Source organism: Phormidium sp. FACHB-1136 (assembly GCF_014697375.1).
Classification (GTDB): domain Bacteria; phylum Cyanobacteriota; class Cyanobacteriia; order Phormidesmidales; family Phormidesmidaceae; genus Nodosilinea.
This window is the reverse complement of record NZ_JACJRS010000125.1, coordinates 1-14,837: the sequence shown is the minus strand read 5'-3', so window position 1 is coordinate 14,837 and position 14,837 is coordinate 1. Positions and strand designations below refer to the sequence as shown.

Here is a 14,837-nt window from a genome sequence, read left to right as displayed (position 1 = left end):
AAACGCTATCATCATCGACATAAATTCCATCGCAGCAAGTTCCTCAGACCCTCATCTGAATTCTGCTTGCTGCTTTCCTTTTTGGATCAAATGGATAAAGTCGAGCTAAGGTGGTTCTGAATAGAGTAACAAGTTAATCCAGTAAAAATATCAATAAGTCGGTTATAGCGGACTTTTGTAAGGAGTGCTTGTTCATCCGTCCCTGGAGCATACCTCCTAACAATTTCAGGTGTGGCGTCTGGAATTTTTATTTTCTGTCGGTTAGTGGTGGGTACTATTTTACCAGGTGATGCCAACCTAAACTCATAGGTACTAATTCCTGTTCCTACTATTATCCATTCATAGCCAGACTCGCATGTCATTTTGATTGACTCAGGCAATTCTCTGCGAAATCTGTATGAGTATGGAATGTCGCCAAGGTTTTTAATGCGTGAAATCCCCAGATCATCACATGCTTGTGCCAATTCATTACGATCAAAAGGAACCTTGATGTTGCCATCAACATAATTCTTGATAAAAACTCTTTCGATAATATGGTCGTACTTGCTCATGCTACACTCTCGCCAGTCGTTTTCTCGTAATTAGTCACAGCAATAAGGGAGGGACCATGACAACCAACCATTACATTCGTGGGGTAAAAACAAATGGATGGATGCCGTTTGAAAAACGGGTTTGGCAACGCAATTATTACGACCACATTATCCGTAATGAGGCAGATCTGATACGGATACAAACCTACATCCACAACAACCCGTCATCCTGGCAAAAAGACCAATTACATCCCCAAATCCCCTCCAAATGGTAATCCCCGTAGGGGCAGACCTCTGTGTCTGCCCTCTGTGTCTGCCCTGCCCCCCGTGTCTGTCCTGCAATCGTGGGGGCAACACCGGGGGCGGGGTGGGGCGAACACGTGGGTTCGCCCCTACGGGGAATATTCATTTTTTAGGCGCTACGCGCCAAAGAGAGAGAAAAGAAGAAAGAGAATAGTGCAAAAGTACTAAAGAGAAAAGTGCTAAAGAGTCCTGGCGGCAGAACAAACAACTCGAAAACCGTAGGAGTCGTCGCGAGCGTCCGGATCGTCGTAGTTGCGAGAGGCAGAGCGGCAACCCCTCGGGTCGTTGATCCAGGAACCACCCCGCAACATCCGATTGTTGCTTTCATCGCTAGATAGCCATGGAGTATTATTTATTAGGGCACCTTCGTAGCTGTCGTGCCAGTGATCGGCGCACCATTCCCACACATTGCCGTGCATATCGTATAGGCCAAAGGAATTGGGTGGAAACAGGCCCACGGGGGTGGTTTGTTCGCGAAAAATCCCCTTGGGGCCAGGGCCATAGGATCCGCTGATAAGTTGCCCGCCATAGTCCCAGTCGGTGCCCCGGTAGTTGGCGAGGTCGGTGGTGAGGGTTGGCCCGGTGTGGAAGGGGGTGGTAGTGCCAGCGCGGCAGGCATACTCCCATTCGGCTTCGCTGGGCAACCGAAAGTCTAGCTCCGTCTGCTCGGATAGACGCTGGCAAAAGGCCACGGCATCGTGCCAAGACACCGTTTCTACTGGGTGGTTGCCGCCCAGGCGGAAGGTGGCTGGGTTGCCCCCCATCACCGCTTCGTATTGGGCCTGGGTGATGGGGAACTGCCCCAGCCAGAAGGACTCAAGGGTGACTTCGTGCTGGGGATGTTCATCGTCGTAACCTTCGCCATCGGGCGACCCCATTAAAAAGGTGCCCCCAGGAATTTGCACTAGGGTGAGGGCTACGTCGTCAGAGAGCTTGACGGTGTGGGTTTTGGGCGGGTTTACAAGCTGAATGTGCTGGGTGTGTGCATCAAACACCTGCACCACCAAAAGCTGAGACAGCACCCCCAACTGCCGCAGCCCTTCCCCGGCTTGCACTCGCACCAGGCCAATGTCGTCCTCGTCGTTAAAGTAGCGTTTCAAGAGGGGCACTAGGCCATTGGGTTCATCCCCAAGCTGAAGCAAGCCCTTGATGGCCGCAGCGACACCTCTGGGGCCGAGGTGTCGCTGCGGTTGGCCAACACCTCTTGGAGGATGTGCCGCGTTACTCCTTGATCCGGTTGAATGGCCAAAAGGGTCTGCAAGGCTTCGGTGCGAACCTCCACGGGCTGGTCGGCGGATTGAATGCGCTTGAGGATATCAGGAACCGCCTTTTGCGCCGCATAGCCCTCCCGGCGCAGGTTTTGGATGGTTTGGATCAGGATGGAGGCTTCCACATCATCCAGCATGTCGATATAGCGGTTAATGCGTTGGCGACGGAGAGCGGCGGTTTAGGCTTCGGGGTCAAAGTCGGCCCGTTCGTTTAGGCTGTCTAACACTCCGGTGGGTAGCTTGCGTTCTTTTTCGCAGCAGTTGCGCACCGCCAACAAAAAGCCGCGCATGGTGGGTAGGTTGTCTTGATCGGCATCGATGGTTTCAAAAAACTGTTGCCAGCGTTCTGCGGGCTCCTCTTGTTGACAGTATTCCGCTACTTGCAAGGCCGCTAGATATTCGGCAATGGGGTCTAGGATAATTTTGACCGTGGTTTCTGCGGCGGAAATTTGGATTAACCCCAGGGGCTTTTTGAGGTAGCCTAAACAGGCTTTGGCGGCAGCATCTTCACCCTGGGTCAGGGCTTTGAGCACCTCTGCATAACGGGCTTCGGTGGGGCGATAGAAGTCTTTCAGGCATTCCCAGGCCACCCGTTTGGCGACTTGCTTAAGGTCGTCATTGTCTCGCCGCATGGATCGATCAATGGATTCTTCGCGGTTGAGGCGGCAGAGGTATTCCAGCATGAGATCGGGAATATTATCCGGCAGTTGAATATCCTGATGCTGGTTGACAAAAATCACTTGGTCGATATAGAGCGTCACCAATAGGGCCGTGGCATCTTGCAGAGTAGCGGCCATCATGTTGGAGAGCCGTCGGCAGGTGCGGAGAAACTCGTCATCGCTGTCAAACAGGTCTTTTTTACCCTTTTGAGCCAAGTACGGGGCAATAAACCCAGAGAGCCGATCCACCACAATTTTTTGGGGTTCTAGGCGCTGGTAATGGGGGCGTCCGAGGTTCTTTTCCGCCAATCGAGAGGTGATGATTAGGGCATTGATGGGTGTGGTTTCTAGGGCTTTTTGCATTTGGCCATAGGTAGCATCGCTCATTTCTGAGACGTGATCCAAAATCACCAAAATCCGCCGCTGTCGCAGCAGGACATCCAGCAATTCATCGGCCACAAAGGTACCGTCGCCATTGCGGGGCAGTTGTTCGCGAATGGCCGTGCTTAGGGGGGTGTCGTTCAGTTCTTGCTCAATCAGCACGGGCAGCATCTTGTGCTGGCCCAGGGCGGGGGGGGTCGCCATTCCGGCATCGGCCATACCCAGCCCCCAGCGGGCAATTTGGCAGGCAAAGCTGGTTTTGCCCACGCCCCCCTCCCCCACCATCAACAGCGTGGCCGGAGATCGACTAAACAAAGGAGACAGGTGGCTGGGGGTAAGCTGGTCGATGAGGTCGCCATCCAGCTTAATTTGAATGGGAATATGAATCCTGCGGTCGTGAACCGTTTGCAGCTTGGCAAACCGCTGGCGGGTTTCAACCAGATGCCCCGCCACCCAAGCATCCAACACCCTGGGCTGATACTTCAACCAAAGCAACAGCCCCAGGGGTACCTCCCAACTGGTGTTAGGAATTTTGAACTTTCCTGGCAAAAACAGCAACCACCGGGGCTTTACCCCCAGCACCACCCCATAGGCCAAGGCTATCGCTGCCGCCGTCACGATCCCGGTGGCTAAGGCTTTATTGTCCTCCAGCCAGACCTCTAACCCACTGGGGGCAGTCGGAAAATTTGTGGAAAAATGCCGATCTTCCGACGTTCGCCGACAACCCACTGCTGCAATAAATAATAGTGCCAAGGCCGCATGGGGTCGGGGCTAAGGGCAATCTGGTGGAGTTGGTAGACTTGGGCCAGGGCGGTGGCGGCGTCTTCGGGCAGGGTGGTCAACCAGCGAGAAACGGGGTGGTTCCAGCCCTGGAGGAATTCATCGAGCAAGACCCGGTGGGTGTCGTTAGGGGAATGGCCATCAAGGGGCCAGGACTCGCCCCAAGCTTCGGCTTGGAGGGTTGTCTGGGTGAGTTTGCGGGGCTTGTCCATGGATGCCAAGCTCTTTTCTGAAAGGACTTTCCACGATTCTGCCACCAGCCCCGGCAGCACCCCTAAACTCGCATGATCCGCGAGGGCATGGGCCAATTGAAGCAGTTCCCCATCCTGGCGGTGCTGGCCATAGTCAGTCAAATCAGCCACCAGCGGGGTCCAAATTTCCCGCTCTAGGGCCATCATCAAGGGCAACGCTGCCGCCGAATAATCCACCGTCTCCGGTTGTAGAGCCAACTGTTCCCGCCGTTGAAAGGCCAACAGTAGATTCTGCTGGGTGGCTTCCATCAGGCAAAACCAGACGCCATCCCCCAGGGCGGTACGAACTTGCTGTTGCCAGCGGGCCTCGTCGGGGGTGGGTGGGTGGGTGGGCGACTGGGCGATGGGCGAGGCGGAGAAGACCGTGGCCTCTGGGCCGGAGTTGACGGATTGGGCAGGGGGCGCAGCTAGGGTATCCAAATCAAACAGCGAGGGCATTGGAACCCCTTGGGTAGCCTTGGAAGATGCCTTGGAAGATTTTTGGGTGGGGGAGGATGGCTTGGCCGCACTGGATGGTGGGGAGACTGGGGTCGCCTTCAGCAGGGTTACCTGGGCTTGCAGGGTTTGGATTTGCTGGATTTGGTCGGTCAGTTGTGCTGTCTGAGCCTGAAGTTGTCGTTCTAAATCTGCAATTTGCGCCGCCTGGGCCTGAATTTGCCAGTCTCGCTCGGCCAGTTGGGCCGATTGGGTTTGGATCACCTGATCCTTGGTCGCCAAGGCCACCGACTGAGCCTGAACGTCCTGTTTCAGTCGCCCCAGTTCCAAGGCCTGAAGGCCAGTCTGAATCAGGTTGGCATAGCCCGGTGCGGTGGTGTTAATGCCCTGGGTTTCCTGCCCCGGCACGGTGAGAGACCCCTGCTGGGTGGTCAGGTTAAGGCGCAGTTCGTGCCCCTCTGCATTGGTAATCGTCAACCCTTGAGCATCCGCTTCGGCAAAGCGAATCCAGTAGTCCCGCTGGTTGTAACGAAACGCGACGGGGGACATCTCCGCCACCGCAGCGGGGGTAGGTTTTGGGTTGGCGGGGGCCGCTGGGGGCAAATCATCCCTGGGTGGAGGGGTAGTCGGTGCGGGGGCCACGGGCGCGAGGGTGGGTGCTGGCGTCGCCGCAGTGATTGCAGGATCAGGAGGTTCCTTTTGCACGGACTCCCTGAGCACGGACTCCCTGAGCACGGACTCCCTTGGTACGGGCTGGGTCACAGGGGCCTGAATGCCGCCCCGCTGGGCAGGGTGTCCTTGGCGCACCCCCACCAGTTCTAGCTCCACGGTGGTCACGCCCTGCCACTCGTTCTGCTTGAGGCGATAGGCCAAATCGACCTGATCGGGCAGCGGGAAAAACTCCCCCCAACGCCAAGCAATGGCCTTAATCGTAGTGCCGCCCTGGCGCAGGGTAAGCTTCAGGTGTTCCCGGTTGCGGCCCACCACCTGCTGCTCCGCCACTTGCACTTGGGGCGTCCAAAATACAGGTTCTGGGTTCCCGATGCCGCAGGGGTGGAGGTGATCGATCTGTTCGTAGAGGCTATAGGTGATATCGCTGAGGTCGGCCTGGGCATCCACGGAAATCAAGGGCTTCAGCAAATCGGGGCTGAGCACCTGGCAGGCATAGCGCGATAGGCGAGTTTGGATCGCCGCCAGGTTCTCCGCCCGAAAGGAAAAGCCCCCCGCCGCCCGATGTCCACCAAACTTTTCCATTAAATCGTGACAGCTTTGCAACGCTTCAAACACGTCAAATTCGGGAATTCCCCGTGCCGAGCCGCGAATCACCGATCCGTCCTCGTCCTCATAGGTGCCGATGAACACGGGCACCCCGTAGCGCTCCACCAGCCGTGAGGCCACAATGCCAATCACGCCATGGTGCCACTGGGGCCGCACTACCACCAGCACCCGATCCCGCAGCAGGGCAAGATTCCCCGCCGCCTGCTGCTGCTCACACCAGGCCACCGCCTCCTGTTCAATCTGTTGACAGAGTTCCTGACGAGTGGCATTGATCTGCTCGCACTGCATGGCCCGCTCTAGGGCCGTCCCCAGATCGTCGGTGGTCAGCAGGTCGATCACAATCTGCGGATCGCTAAGCCGACCCACCGCATTGATCCGTGGCCCCAGCCGAAAGCCGATGTGCTCTGGCTTCAGGGCTTTGCTTTGATCGGCCAGCCCCGCCACTTGGATCAACGCCTGAATGCCAAAAATTTGGGAGCGCGGCAACAACCCCAGCCCCCGCCGCACCCAGCGCCGATTCACCCCCGTCAGCGGAGCCAGGTCGGCAATGGTGCCCAGGGTGAACAACTCCAACAGCGAAGCCGTGAGGTCTTGGGTTTGGTTGAGGGCCTGGGCCAAACACACTGCCAAGATGTAGGCCACCCCCACCCCCGCCACGCCACGATAGGGCGAGGTTTCGGGCAACAGCTTGGGGTTCAAAATCGCGTGGGCGGGGGGCAAGGTGGGCGGCAAATCATGGTGATCGGTGACGATCACCGTCAGGCCCAGCTCCCGCGCCCGCTGGATCGGGGCCACGGCGGCAATGCCGTTATCCACCGTCAAAATCAGACTCACCCCGTCGGCGTAGCAGTCTTCCACAATGCGCAGATTAATGCCATAGCCCTCGCTCATGCGGCTGGGGATGGTGTAGTCTACCTCGGCCCCCAAGGCCCGCAAGGCCCGCAGCAACAGGGCCGTGCTGGTCATGCCGTCGGCGTCATAGTCCCCACAAATCGCCATCCGTCGGCCCGATTGGATCGCCTCGGTCAACAGGTCTAGACTAACCGCCAAATCCTCAAATTCCAGCAGCGGTGAAGGCAACTGCAAGCGCTCCGGATTCAAAAAATCCGTCGCCTGCTCCGGGATCACAATCCCCCGCTGCACCAACGCCTGAGCCACTAACGGCGATAACCCCGTCGCCGTCACCAAGTCCTCTACTAGGGCCGTATTGGGCGTGGGAATGCGCCACCGCTGCCGAGGTAGCCGGGTTGTGGCAGCATCATACGGCGTGGACGAAGGGTTCGGGGAAAATGCAGTCACAGGGCTAGCGTATAAATGGGTTAGCTAAGAACAAATGAACCACATGGTCAGTTTCCTTATGGTAGGCCGAATTCCCTTGGATGAATCACAAGCCCATGAACCAAATCTTAAGCGACTCAAATAGACGATTGGCAATGCACGCCTTCGCAGAGTGCCCAACCCACTCGATTAAATTATAGGGCACCTCGATTAGTCGAGAATTCAGGAAATTTCCGCCTCAAAAAATAACACAGTGAGACAGAAATAACCCTTCCATACCACTGTGTTATTTGTTATTATAATAAAATCGAATAGCGTTGTTATATTTTTGCAATTAGAGCGATTTATGCCATGACTGGCTCTTGCGTTTTCCAGAAGATGAAGCGCAAGAAGGGATACGTTAAATTGTTTAGACCCAAGTGAACTTTAGCCCGGTCTAAACCGATAGATCTGAGTAACGTCCCTCCCATTTGCATCACCCATGATCCAAAGACATGCTCGACATAACCGGGTAGCCTTGGGTTCAAGGCTTGCCCCCGGTATCAGCGGGCGAGGAGACCTCGCCCCTACGGTTTGTCGAGGTGGGAATCGGGGGTTTCCAAATATGGAGTACTCTTATCCCATCACGGATCGGTTTTAGTATTCCGGCACGGAGGAATCGACTTCCTTGCTCCAGGCCAGGATGCCGCCCTTGACGTTAGTGCCTTCGATGCCGTGCTGCTTAAGGATGCCAAGGGCTTTGGCCGAACGTCCGCCCATTTTGCAGTGGACAATCAGCCGATGGCCGTTGAGCAGTTCCTTCACCTGTTCCACACCCTCGCCGCTTTCGATATCGGGCAGGGGCACCAGCACCGCACCGGGAATATTAGCGATTTCGTACTCGTTGGGGTTGCGAACGTCTAGCAGCAGGATGTTATCGGCTCCGCTGTCGAGCACCTGCTTCAGTTCGGTGACGGTCATTTCGGGGATGCCCGCCTGCTCTTTTTCCGCCTCGGCCTTGGCCTGGGGAATGCCGCAGAACATTTCGTAGTCGATCAGCTTGTCGATCACCGGGCGCACGGGGTTGGGCCGCAGCTTCAGTTCCCGGAAGGTCATATCCAGGGCGTTGTAGAGCAACAGGCGACCGCTGAGGGTTTTGCCCGTGCCGAGGATCACCTTGATGGTTTCGTTGGCCTGGATGGTGCCGATGATGCCGGGAAGCACCCCTAGCACGCCCCCTTCAGCGCAGGAGGGAACCATTCCCGGCGGGGGCGGTTCGGGGTAGAGGTCGCGGTAGTTGGGGCCATCTTGGTAGTTGAACACCGTGGCCTGCCCCTCAAACCGGAAGATGGAGCCGTAGACGTTGGGCTTATTCAGCAGCACGCAGGCGTCGTTGACCAGGTAGCGGGTTGGGAAGTTGTCGGTGCCGTCTACCACCACATCGTAGGGCGCAAAGATGTCGAGGGCATTCTCGGCGCTGAGGCGGGTTTCGTAGAGGTCGATTTGGCAGTGGGGGTTGATTTCCAGAATCCGGTTTTTGGCCGATTCAATCTTGGGTTTGCCCACCCAGGATTCGCTGTGGATGATTTGGCGATGCAGGTTGGACTGATCGACCACATCGAAATCCACAATGCCGATGCGGCCAATGCCAGCGGCGGCCAAATACAGCAGCAGGGGCGACCCTAGCCCGCCCGTGCCCACACAGAGCACACTAGCGGCCTTGAGTTTCTTTTGCCCCTCTAGGCCCACCTCCGGCAGAATGATGTGTCGGGAGTAGCGCTCGTACTCCTCTTTGGTGAGTTGGATATCGTCTAGGTTGGGATTGAGCATGGTTTCCAGGGCGGAAAAGGGAAGGGATGACAGCCAAAGACTATCTATCATAGCCAAAACGGTGCGGAGTGTTACCGCCTTGGCATATCTCTTCAGATTAAGCCATGACCGGGGAATGATTGGCGGAAGCACCCAGGATGTTTATCCTTCGTTTGTCGTTGTTCCGGCCCTGCTCCCCAAGCCTAACCTGATCCTAGGCTTTTCGCCTTAGCGATACTAATCCAGTAGAGGCAGAAAGAGAGTCACGAAGTAAAACACTAGCGCCCCGGTGAACACGTAGCTATCGGTGCGGTCAAGGATGCCGCCGTGGCCGGGGATCAGGTCGCCGGAATCCTTCACCCCTGCGTCGCGCTTCATTAGGGATTCAGTGAGGTCGCCCAGTAGGCTGGAAATGCCAATCATCAGCCCCAGGGCCGCACCGGAGAGGGGCCACATCGGCCAACTCAGCCAATAGCCGCCAGCCAGCCCCACGGCCATACTGCCTGCCATGCCAAAGGCGGCTCCTTCCACAGTTTTTTTGGGGCTAATGTTGGAGAGGGGAGTTTTGCCGATCACCTTTCCGGCGGTGTAGGCTCCGATGTCTGCGGCCCAAATGCAGCCAAAGGCAATCAGCGTGAGAGTGAGTCCGGCGGGAATGTGGTCGAGGGGCAGGGGCCAGCGGTCGGGCCAGTAGCCGCCTAGGGGTAGGGTACCCACGTTGTCGCCCAGATCGCGCAGGCGCACCCAAAAGCTGGGTAGATAGCCGCCGTAGAATAGGCCCAGAATGGAGGCGGCCACATCGGCAATGGTGGCGACCTGGGGCTGAAACAGTAGGTAAAAGCAGATAAACGTGCCCCCCAAGGGCAGCAGAGCATCGGCCAGGTGGGGCGCAAAATGGGCCGTGATCAAAACCAGCAGACTCACCACCAGGGTGGTCTTGGTGGCAGGCAAAATGCCCTTGGCCCGCACTAGATCAAAAATTTCCCGTTGCCCCAGCCAAATAATGACGCCGAACCCCAGGGTAAAGTACCAGCCACCCAAAAGAATCATAGCTAGGGCGATGACAATGGCAACTAGCCCACTGATGATGCGAGACCAAGGCATAGACGAGGGAGTATCGGGACTGACCCACAGTGTAGCGTGACCCCGTGGGTCAGACTCGCTAGGATCTATATCTGCCCCCATCGTTACGCATCCCCATCGTTACGCATCCCCATCGTCCTCGTCCTCGTCTTCATCGTCGTCGTCCACTTCTTCATCCGTCAGGGAGGCCAGCACCTCTAGGGCATAGACGGCATGGTCAATGTCGATGCGTCCGTCGTTTTGGATGGCTTCTGTCGCTAGGGCCAGAATGATGCTCTGCATCTGCGGAGCCGCCGCCAGCAGGTGAGCAATCACCCTAGCCTCCTCCACCGTGGGGCTATCTAGGTCTTCCTCAACATCCAGATCCTCCATGGCGGGGTGGGTGTCAGCAGTCACATCGGCCAGCCACAGACTACGGCCATCGGCCAGGGTGCCCGTAATCGTATAGCCGCTCAGCACCTCCTCGCTGTCCTCCCCAAGGCTGACAATCAATTCTTCAACATAGGTGCTGGTAATGTCTAAATCCATCATGGCGGTGCTCGTTTGCTGCGGTGCTCGTTTGCGGTGGTGGGATTATCCCTCAATGGCCCAAGTTTAGGCGCTAATGGACGAAATTACCGCTGGCTCATCCACGCAATCACGTCCGTAAGCTCAGCAGATTTCGGTGACAAATTATCACGGCAGGTTAAGTATTGCAGCGGGTATTGAAAAAAGGGCGCTACCATAATGGAGATTATGAGTACCCCTTCCTAAAGCAAACCTGGGGTCAGTAAATCGTCAACAAATGATGAAAATCTGGCTTTTGAATAGCTTGATAGTTTAGTCCAACGTCCTGCCCATCGAGGTTTTAGGCGTTTTTATAAAACATTTTTTGCAACTTATCCCCTTTCTTCCTATGGCTGATTCTTCTCGGCATTCCGTGGTTGACGCGGCAGTTTATGAGGCTTCTGTGGCCGAAATTCCCAATAGTGGGCTGATCCCCGCCGTTAGCACCGGAGTTTTTGTCTGTGTGCATGGGCATTTCTACCAGCCCCCCCGCGAAAATCCCTACCTGGATGCCATTGAGAAGCAGCCCAGCGCCGCCCCCTTCCACAACTGGAACGAGCGCATCCACCACGAATGCTATCGGCCCAACGCCTACGCCCGGATTTTGAACGACCGGGGCGAGGTGATTCGCATCGTCAACACCTTTGAATACATCAGCTTCAACATGGGGGCCACCCTGCTGAGCTGGATGGAGCGCCACGACATCGAAACCTACCAGCGCATTTTGGATGCCGACCGCAATAGTTGCGCCCGCTTGCAGGGCCACGGCAACGCCATTGCCCAGGTTTACAACCACATCATTTTGCCCCTGGCCAACCAGCGGGACAAAGTCACCCAGGTGAAGTGGGGGATCGCAGACTTCCGGCGACGGTTCCGGCGCGATCCCGAGGGCATTTGGCTGGCGGAAACGGCGGTGGATTACCCCACGTTGGAAGTCCTCGTCCAAGAGGGGATCAAGTTCACCATCCTGGCTCCTTCTCAGGTGCAGCGCTGTCGGCCCCTGGTCAGCCAGCATGGCCACCGAGAAGACTGGCATGAGGTGGGCGGCGGCCAGATTGATCCCAGCCGTCCCTACCGCTGTTTCCTCAAAAACGAGGACGGTAGCCCTGATCCCAGCCGCTATATCGATATCTTTTTCTACGATGGCCCGATCTCGCGGGACATGGGCTTTAACGATGTCCTCGCCGCGTCCTCCCACTTTGCTGGACGGATTGGGCAGGCCATCCACGGGGATCACCGTCCCTTCCAGCTCATTTCCGTGGCCACCGATGGCGAAACCTTTGGCCACCACAAGGGCGGTGCCGAAAAAGCCCTGGCCTACGCCGTCACCGAGGAATTCCCCCGCCAGGGCTGGACGGTGACCAACTACGCCCACTACCTGGCCACCCATCCCCCCACCTGGGAAGCGGAACTGAAGCCCATCACCGCCTGGAGTTGCTCCCATGGGGTAGACCGCTGGCAGGAGGACTGCGGCTGTGGCGGCGGCGATGTGTGGCACCAGCAATGGCGGCGACCGCTGCGGGATACCCTCGATTGGCTACGCGACAAGCTGGCCGTGGTATTTGAACAACGGGGGGCCGACCTGCTGCACGATCCCTGGGCGGCGCGGGATGCCTACATTCAGGTGATCGGCGATCGCAGCGACGATAGCCTCAACGCCTTTTTGGCCGAGCACCAAAAGCGGGAGCTTTCCCCCAGTGAGCGGGTCGAAACCCTGCGCCTGCTAGAAATGCAGCGCCACACCCTGCTGATGTACACCAGTTGCGGCTGGTTCTTTGAGGAAATTTCTCGCCCTGAGGGCACCCAAATTTTGCGCTACGCCGCCCGCGCCATCGAACTGGCCGGAGAAGTGGCGGGGATCGCCCTAGAGCAGGAATTTGTCATGCGGCTGGCCCTCGCCCCCAGCAATGTAGACGAGTTCAAGGACGGAGCCGGGGTCTATCGCGCCCTGGTCAAGCCCTCCCGCATCAGCCTAGAGCAGGTGGCCGCCCACTACGCCATGGGGTCGCTGTTTAGCGACTATCGCCGCCAGCAGTCGGTCTACTGCTACACCGTCGAACAGCACGACTATCGCCGCCAGCGCCTCGGCCCCATCTCCCTCGCCGTCGGCCTGGTAGACATCACCTCCACCATCACCCGCGAATCCCTCAGCCTCGCCTTTGCCGTCGTCCACCTGGGCGGCTGGGATTTCCACTGCTGCATCCGTAGTTTCCACTCCCGCCTCGACTACACCCAGGCCAAGGATGACCTGTTCGACTGCCTCAGCCAAGCCAGCGCCGCCCAAACCATCCTGGCCATGAACCGCACCTTCGGCACCCAAGCCTACAGCCTGCAAGACCTGTTCGCCGAAGAACGCCATCGGATGATGAAGCTGCTCTCCCAAGACACCCTGCTGCGCCTCGACCAACTCTACTCCCAGGTCTACCGCGACAACTACGGTGTCCTCCGCGCCTTCCACCGCGATGGCCTACCCGTGCCCCGCGAACTGCAAGTGGCGGCAGATATCGCTCTCAGCCAGCGCACCCTAGAGGTACTCCACGCCCTAGAACGGGAAACCAGCGACCCCAGCGCCAACCCCCTCCGCCAAGGGGAAGACTTCATCAACGAACTGGATGCCATCGCCACCGAGGCCAGCTATTTCCATGCCAGCCTCTCGTTGCCCGATGCCAAACCCATGCTAGAACGCCTGATTGGCCGCTCCGTCTGGCAAATCCTCAGCCAAGAACCCACCGAATCCCTCGCCGCCGATGTGGAATGGCTGGGCCGCCTGATTGATTTGGGCGACCGCCTGGGCCTGGGCCTCTCCCTAGAACGCCCCCAGGAACTCTTCTACCAACACCTCCACCGTCAGGTGTTTGCCCTAATTAAAAACGCCGCCCAAAGCGGTCAACCCCTCTCGTTATCCAGCCGCGCCCAAGTCCGCGAAATCCTCCGCCTTGGGGAATATCTCTCGGTAGATGTGGCTGCTGTGCTGAAGACGTTGGAGCAGGTTTGAGGGAGTTGTTCACTCTTGGGCTGTAACTGTGATGAACAGGGATCTTGGGTAAAGTAATTATATTCAGGATCCCAAATGGGACATTCAGAACAAGAAACTAGCAACCGATATGCCCAGAAACTTGGCGCACACTAATTAAATAATATGCAGGACAGGAAAAATTATATTTTAAGCGGCACTGCAATAGCTGTTATCTTAGGAGCTATTGCTTTATTGCGTGATATTTTCGACTTCAGGCTAACAACTACTGAAATGTTAAGGTGGGTTCAAGACCCTATCGCATATTGGCTTTTTTGTATTTGTTTATTTTTCACAGGAATACTAATTGGCCATAAAATTTTACCCAAAGGACAGAATGGCGAAAAGATAAGAGTATTTGATTTGTTAAATGCTGATGATCTTCATCTTTTCCACGAGGAATTATATAAATCTTATCGCGAAGCTAGATCTGAAATTTATTTAACAGGCACAGGATTCCTAACATGGTCAGATGATCAAGAAAAGTTTATTAAGGGTACTCTTAGAGCGACAGAAAGAGCATTAAAAAATCAAGTTAGCTTTGTGAGAATACAGATGTCTTCTCATCCTTCTGAGGAATGGGCTAACGAGTTTGCTGAACTGATGCAGAATTATCCTGACAAGCTGAAAGTTTACGCTGATTATGACAGTACAGAACTTGCTAATACAGCAGTCATTGATCCTAGAGGAAAATCCCCAATCGTACAACTTTTGTTTGAAACCGAAGAAAACGGCCTTGACTCCAGGAAGCTTGATGCTTCTATAGCCTTATTTATTTATGGAAGATCTGATTTAGCTAAAAGTTTACAGCAACGTTTTCTTTCTAGGATAAGTAATCTTCAACGGCTATTACCGAGCGAAATGTGTGACCTAGGACTAGGGATCTACTATTTTGCTTATGGTTCTAATATGCTTTCGTCTCAAATGAGTAAGAGGTGTCCTACAGCCAAGAAAATCGGTGTTGGCATTTTATATGACTGGGAACTGGACTTCGCCGTTGATGCTCCACATTTAGGCGGTAACGCAGCAGGCATATACCGCTCATCAAATAGTCATGTTTGGGGAGTTGTATACGCAATAAGTAAAAAAGACAAGGAAGAATTAGACAAAACTGAAAAAGGAGGATATTATCCCTTGCTGGACAGTGGGAAGTTCTGTATCCGGTAGCGGGACGCCAAGAAAAACGGACATGAGCTGAGTCAATCGACCCATCATGTCCGAAACTGGCTGATGTAAAGCCTTTC

Annotated in this window: 10 protein-coding genes; 2 read left to right on the top strand and 8 right to left on the bottom strand. The window is 55.9% G+C overall.

The annotated features are described in order from the left end of the window. Window positions 1-86 precede the first annotated feature (86 nt). The 8 genes from H6G62_RS23605 to H6G62_RS23570 form a co-directional block, all read right to left on the bottom strand. A complete protein-coding gene (locus H6G62_RS23605) occupies window positions 87-551 on the bottom strand; it encodes a hypothetical protein (protein WP_190499771.1) in 465 nt (154 codons plus the stop codon). Between the two features lie 461 nt (window positions 552-1,012). Then, window positions 1,013-1,942, bottom strand: a complete 930-nt coding sequence (locus tag H6G62_RS23600) for a formylglycine-generating enzyme family protein (RefSeq protein ID WP_347239417.1) — start codon at window positions 1,940-1,942, stop codon at window positions 1,013-1,015. Continuing rightward, window positions 1,942-2,238, bottom strand: coding sequence for a hypothetical protein (locus tag H6G62_RS23595; RefSeq protein WP_190499769.1), 297 nt, complete (start codon window positions 2,236-2,238; stop codon window positions 1,942-1,944). Before H6G62_RS23595 ends, H6G62_RS23600 begins: the two co-directional genes overlap by 1 nt. A gap of 42 nt (window positions 2,239-2,280) precedes the next feature. Then, window positions 2,281-3,894, bottom strand: a complete 1,614-nt coding sequence (locus H6G62_RS23590; RefSeq protein ID WP_190499767.1) for a hypothetical protein — start codon at window positions 3,892-3,894, stop codon at window positions 2,281-2,283. Next, a complete protein-coding gene (gene recJ / locus H6G62_RS28695) occupies window positions 3,801-7,184 on the bottom strand; it encodes a single-stranded-DNA-specific exonuclease RecJ (protein ID WP_347239416.1) in 3,384 nt (1,127 codons plus the stop codon). Before recJ ends, H6G62_RS23590 begins: the two co-directional genes overlap by 94 nt. 615 nt (window positions 7,185-7,799) lie before the next feature. Beyond that, window positions 7,800-8,972 carry a molybdopterin-synthase adenylyltransferase MoeB gene (moeB, locus tag H6G62_RS23580; protein WP_190499765.1) on the bottom strand — a complete coding sequence of 391 codons (1,173 nt, stop codon included), beginning with the start codon at window positions 8,970-8,972 and terminating at the stop codon, window positions 7,800-7,802. Between the two features lie 216 nt (window positions 8,973-9,188). Beyond that, window positions 9,189-10,055: a phosphatidate cytidylyltransferase gene (locus H6G62_RS23575; protein WP_190499763.1), complete on the bottom strand. Its 867-nt coding sequence runs from the start codon at window positions 10,053-10,055 to the stop codon at window positions 9,189-9,191. Between the two features lie 99 nt (window positions 10,056-10,154). Further along, a complete protein-coding gene (locus H6G62_RS23570; protein WP_190499761.1) occupies window positions 10,155-10,565 on the bottom strand; it encodes a hypothetical protein in 411 nt (136 codons plus the stop codon). Window positions 10,566-10,929: 364 nt separating this feature from the next. On the opposite strand from H6G62_RS23570, the gene H6G62_RS23565 reads away from it, so the two are divergent. Continuing rightward, entirely contained in the window at window positions 10,930-13,575 is a 2,646-nt protein-coding gene (locus H6G62_RS23565) for a DUF3536 domain-containing protein (RefSeq protein ID WP_190499759.1), read from the top strand. A 144-nt stretch (window positions 13,576-13,719) separates the two neighbouring features. Next, window positions 13,720-14,760 (top strand): gamma-glutamylcyclotransferase family protein, encoded by a 1,041-nt coding sequence (locus H6G62_RS23560; RefSeq protein WP_190499757.1) that lies wholly within the window; start codon window positions 13,720-13,722, stop codon window positions 14,758-14,760. Window positions 14,761-14,837 lie beyond the last annotated feature (77 nt).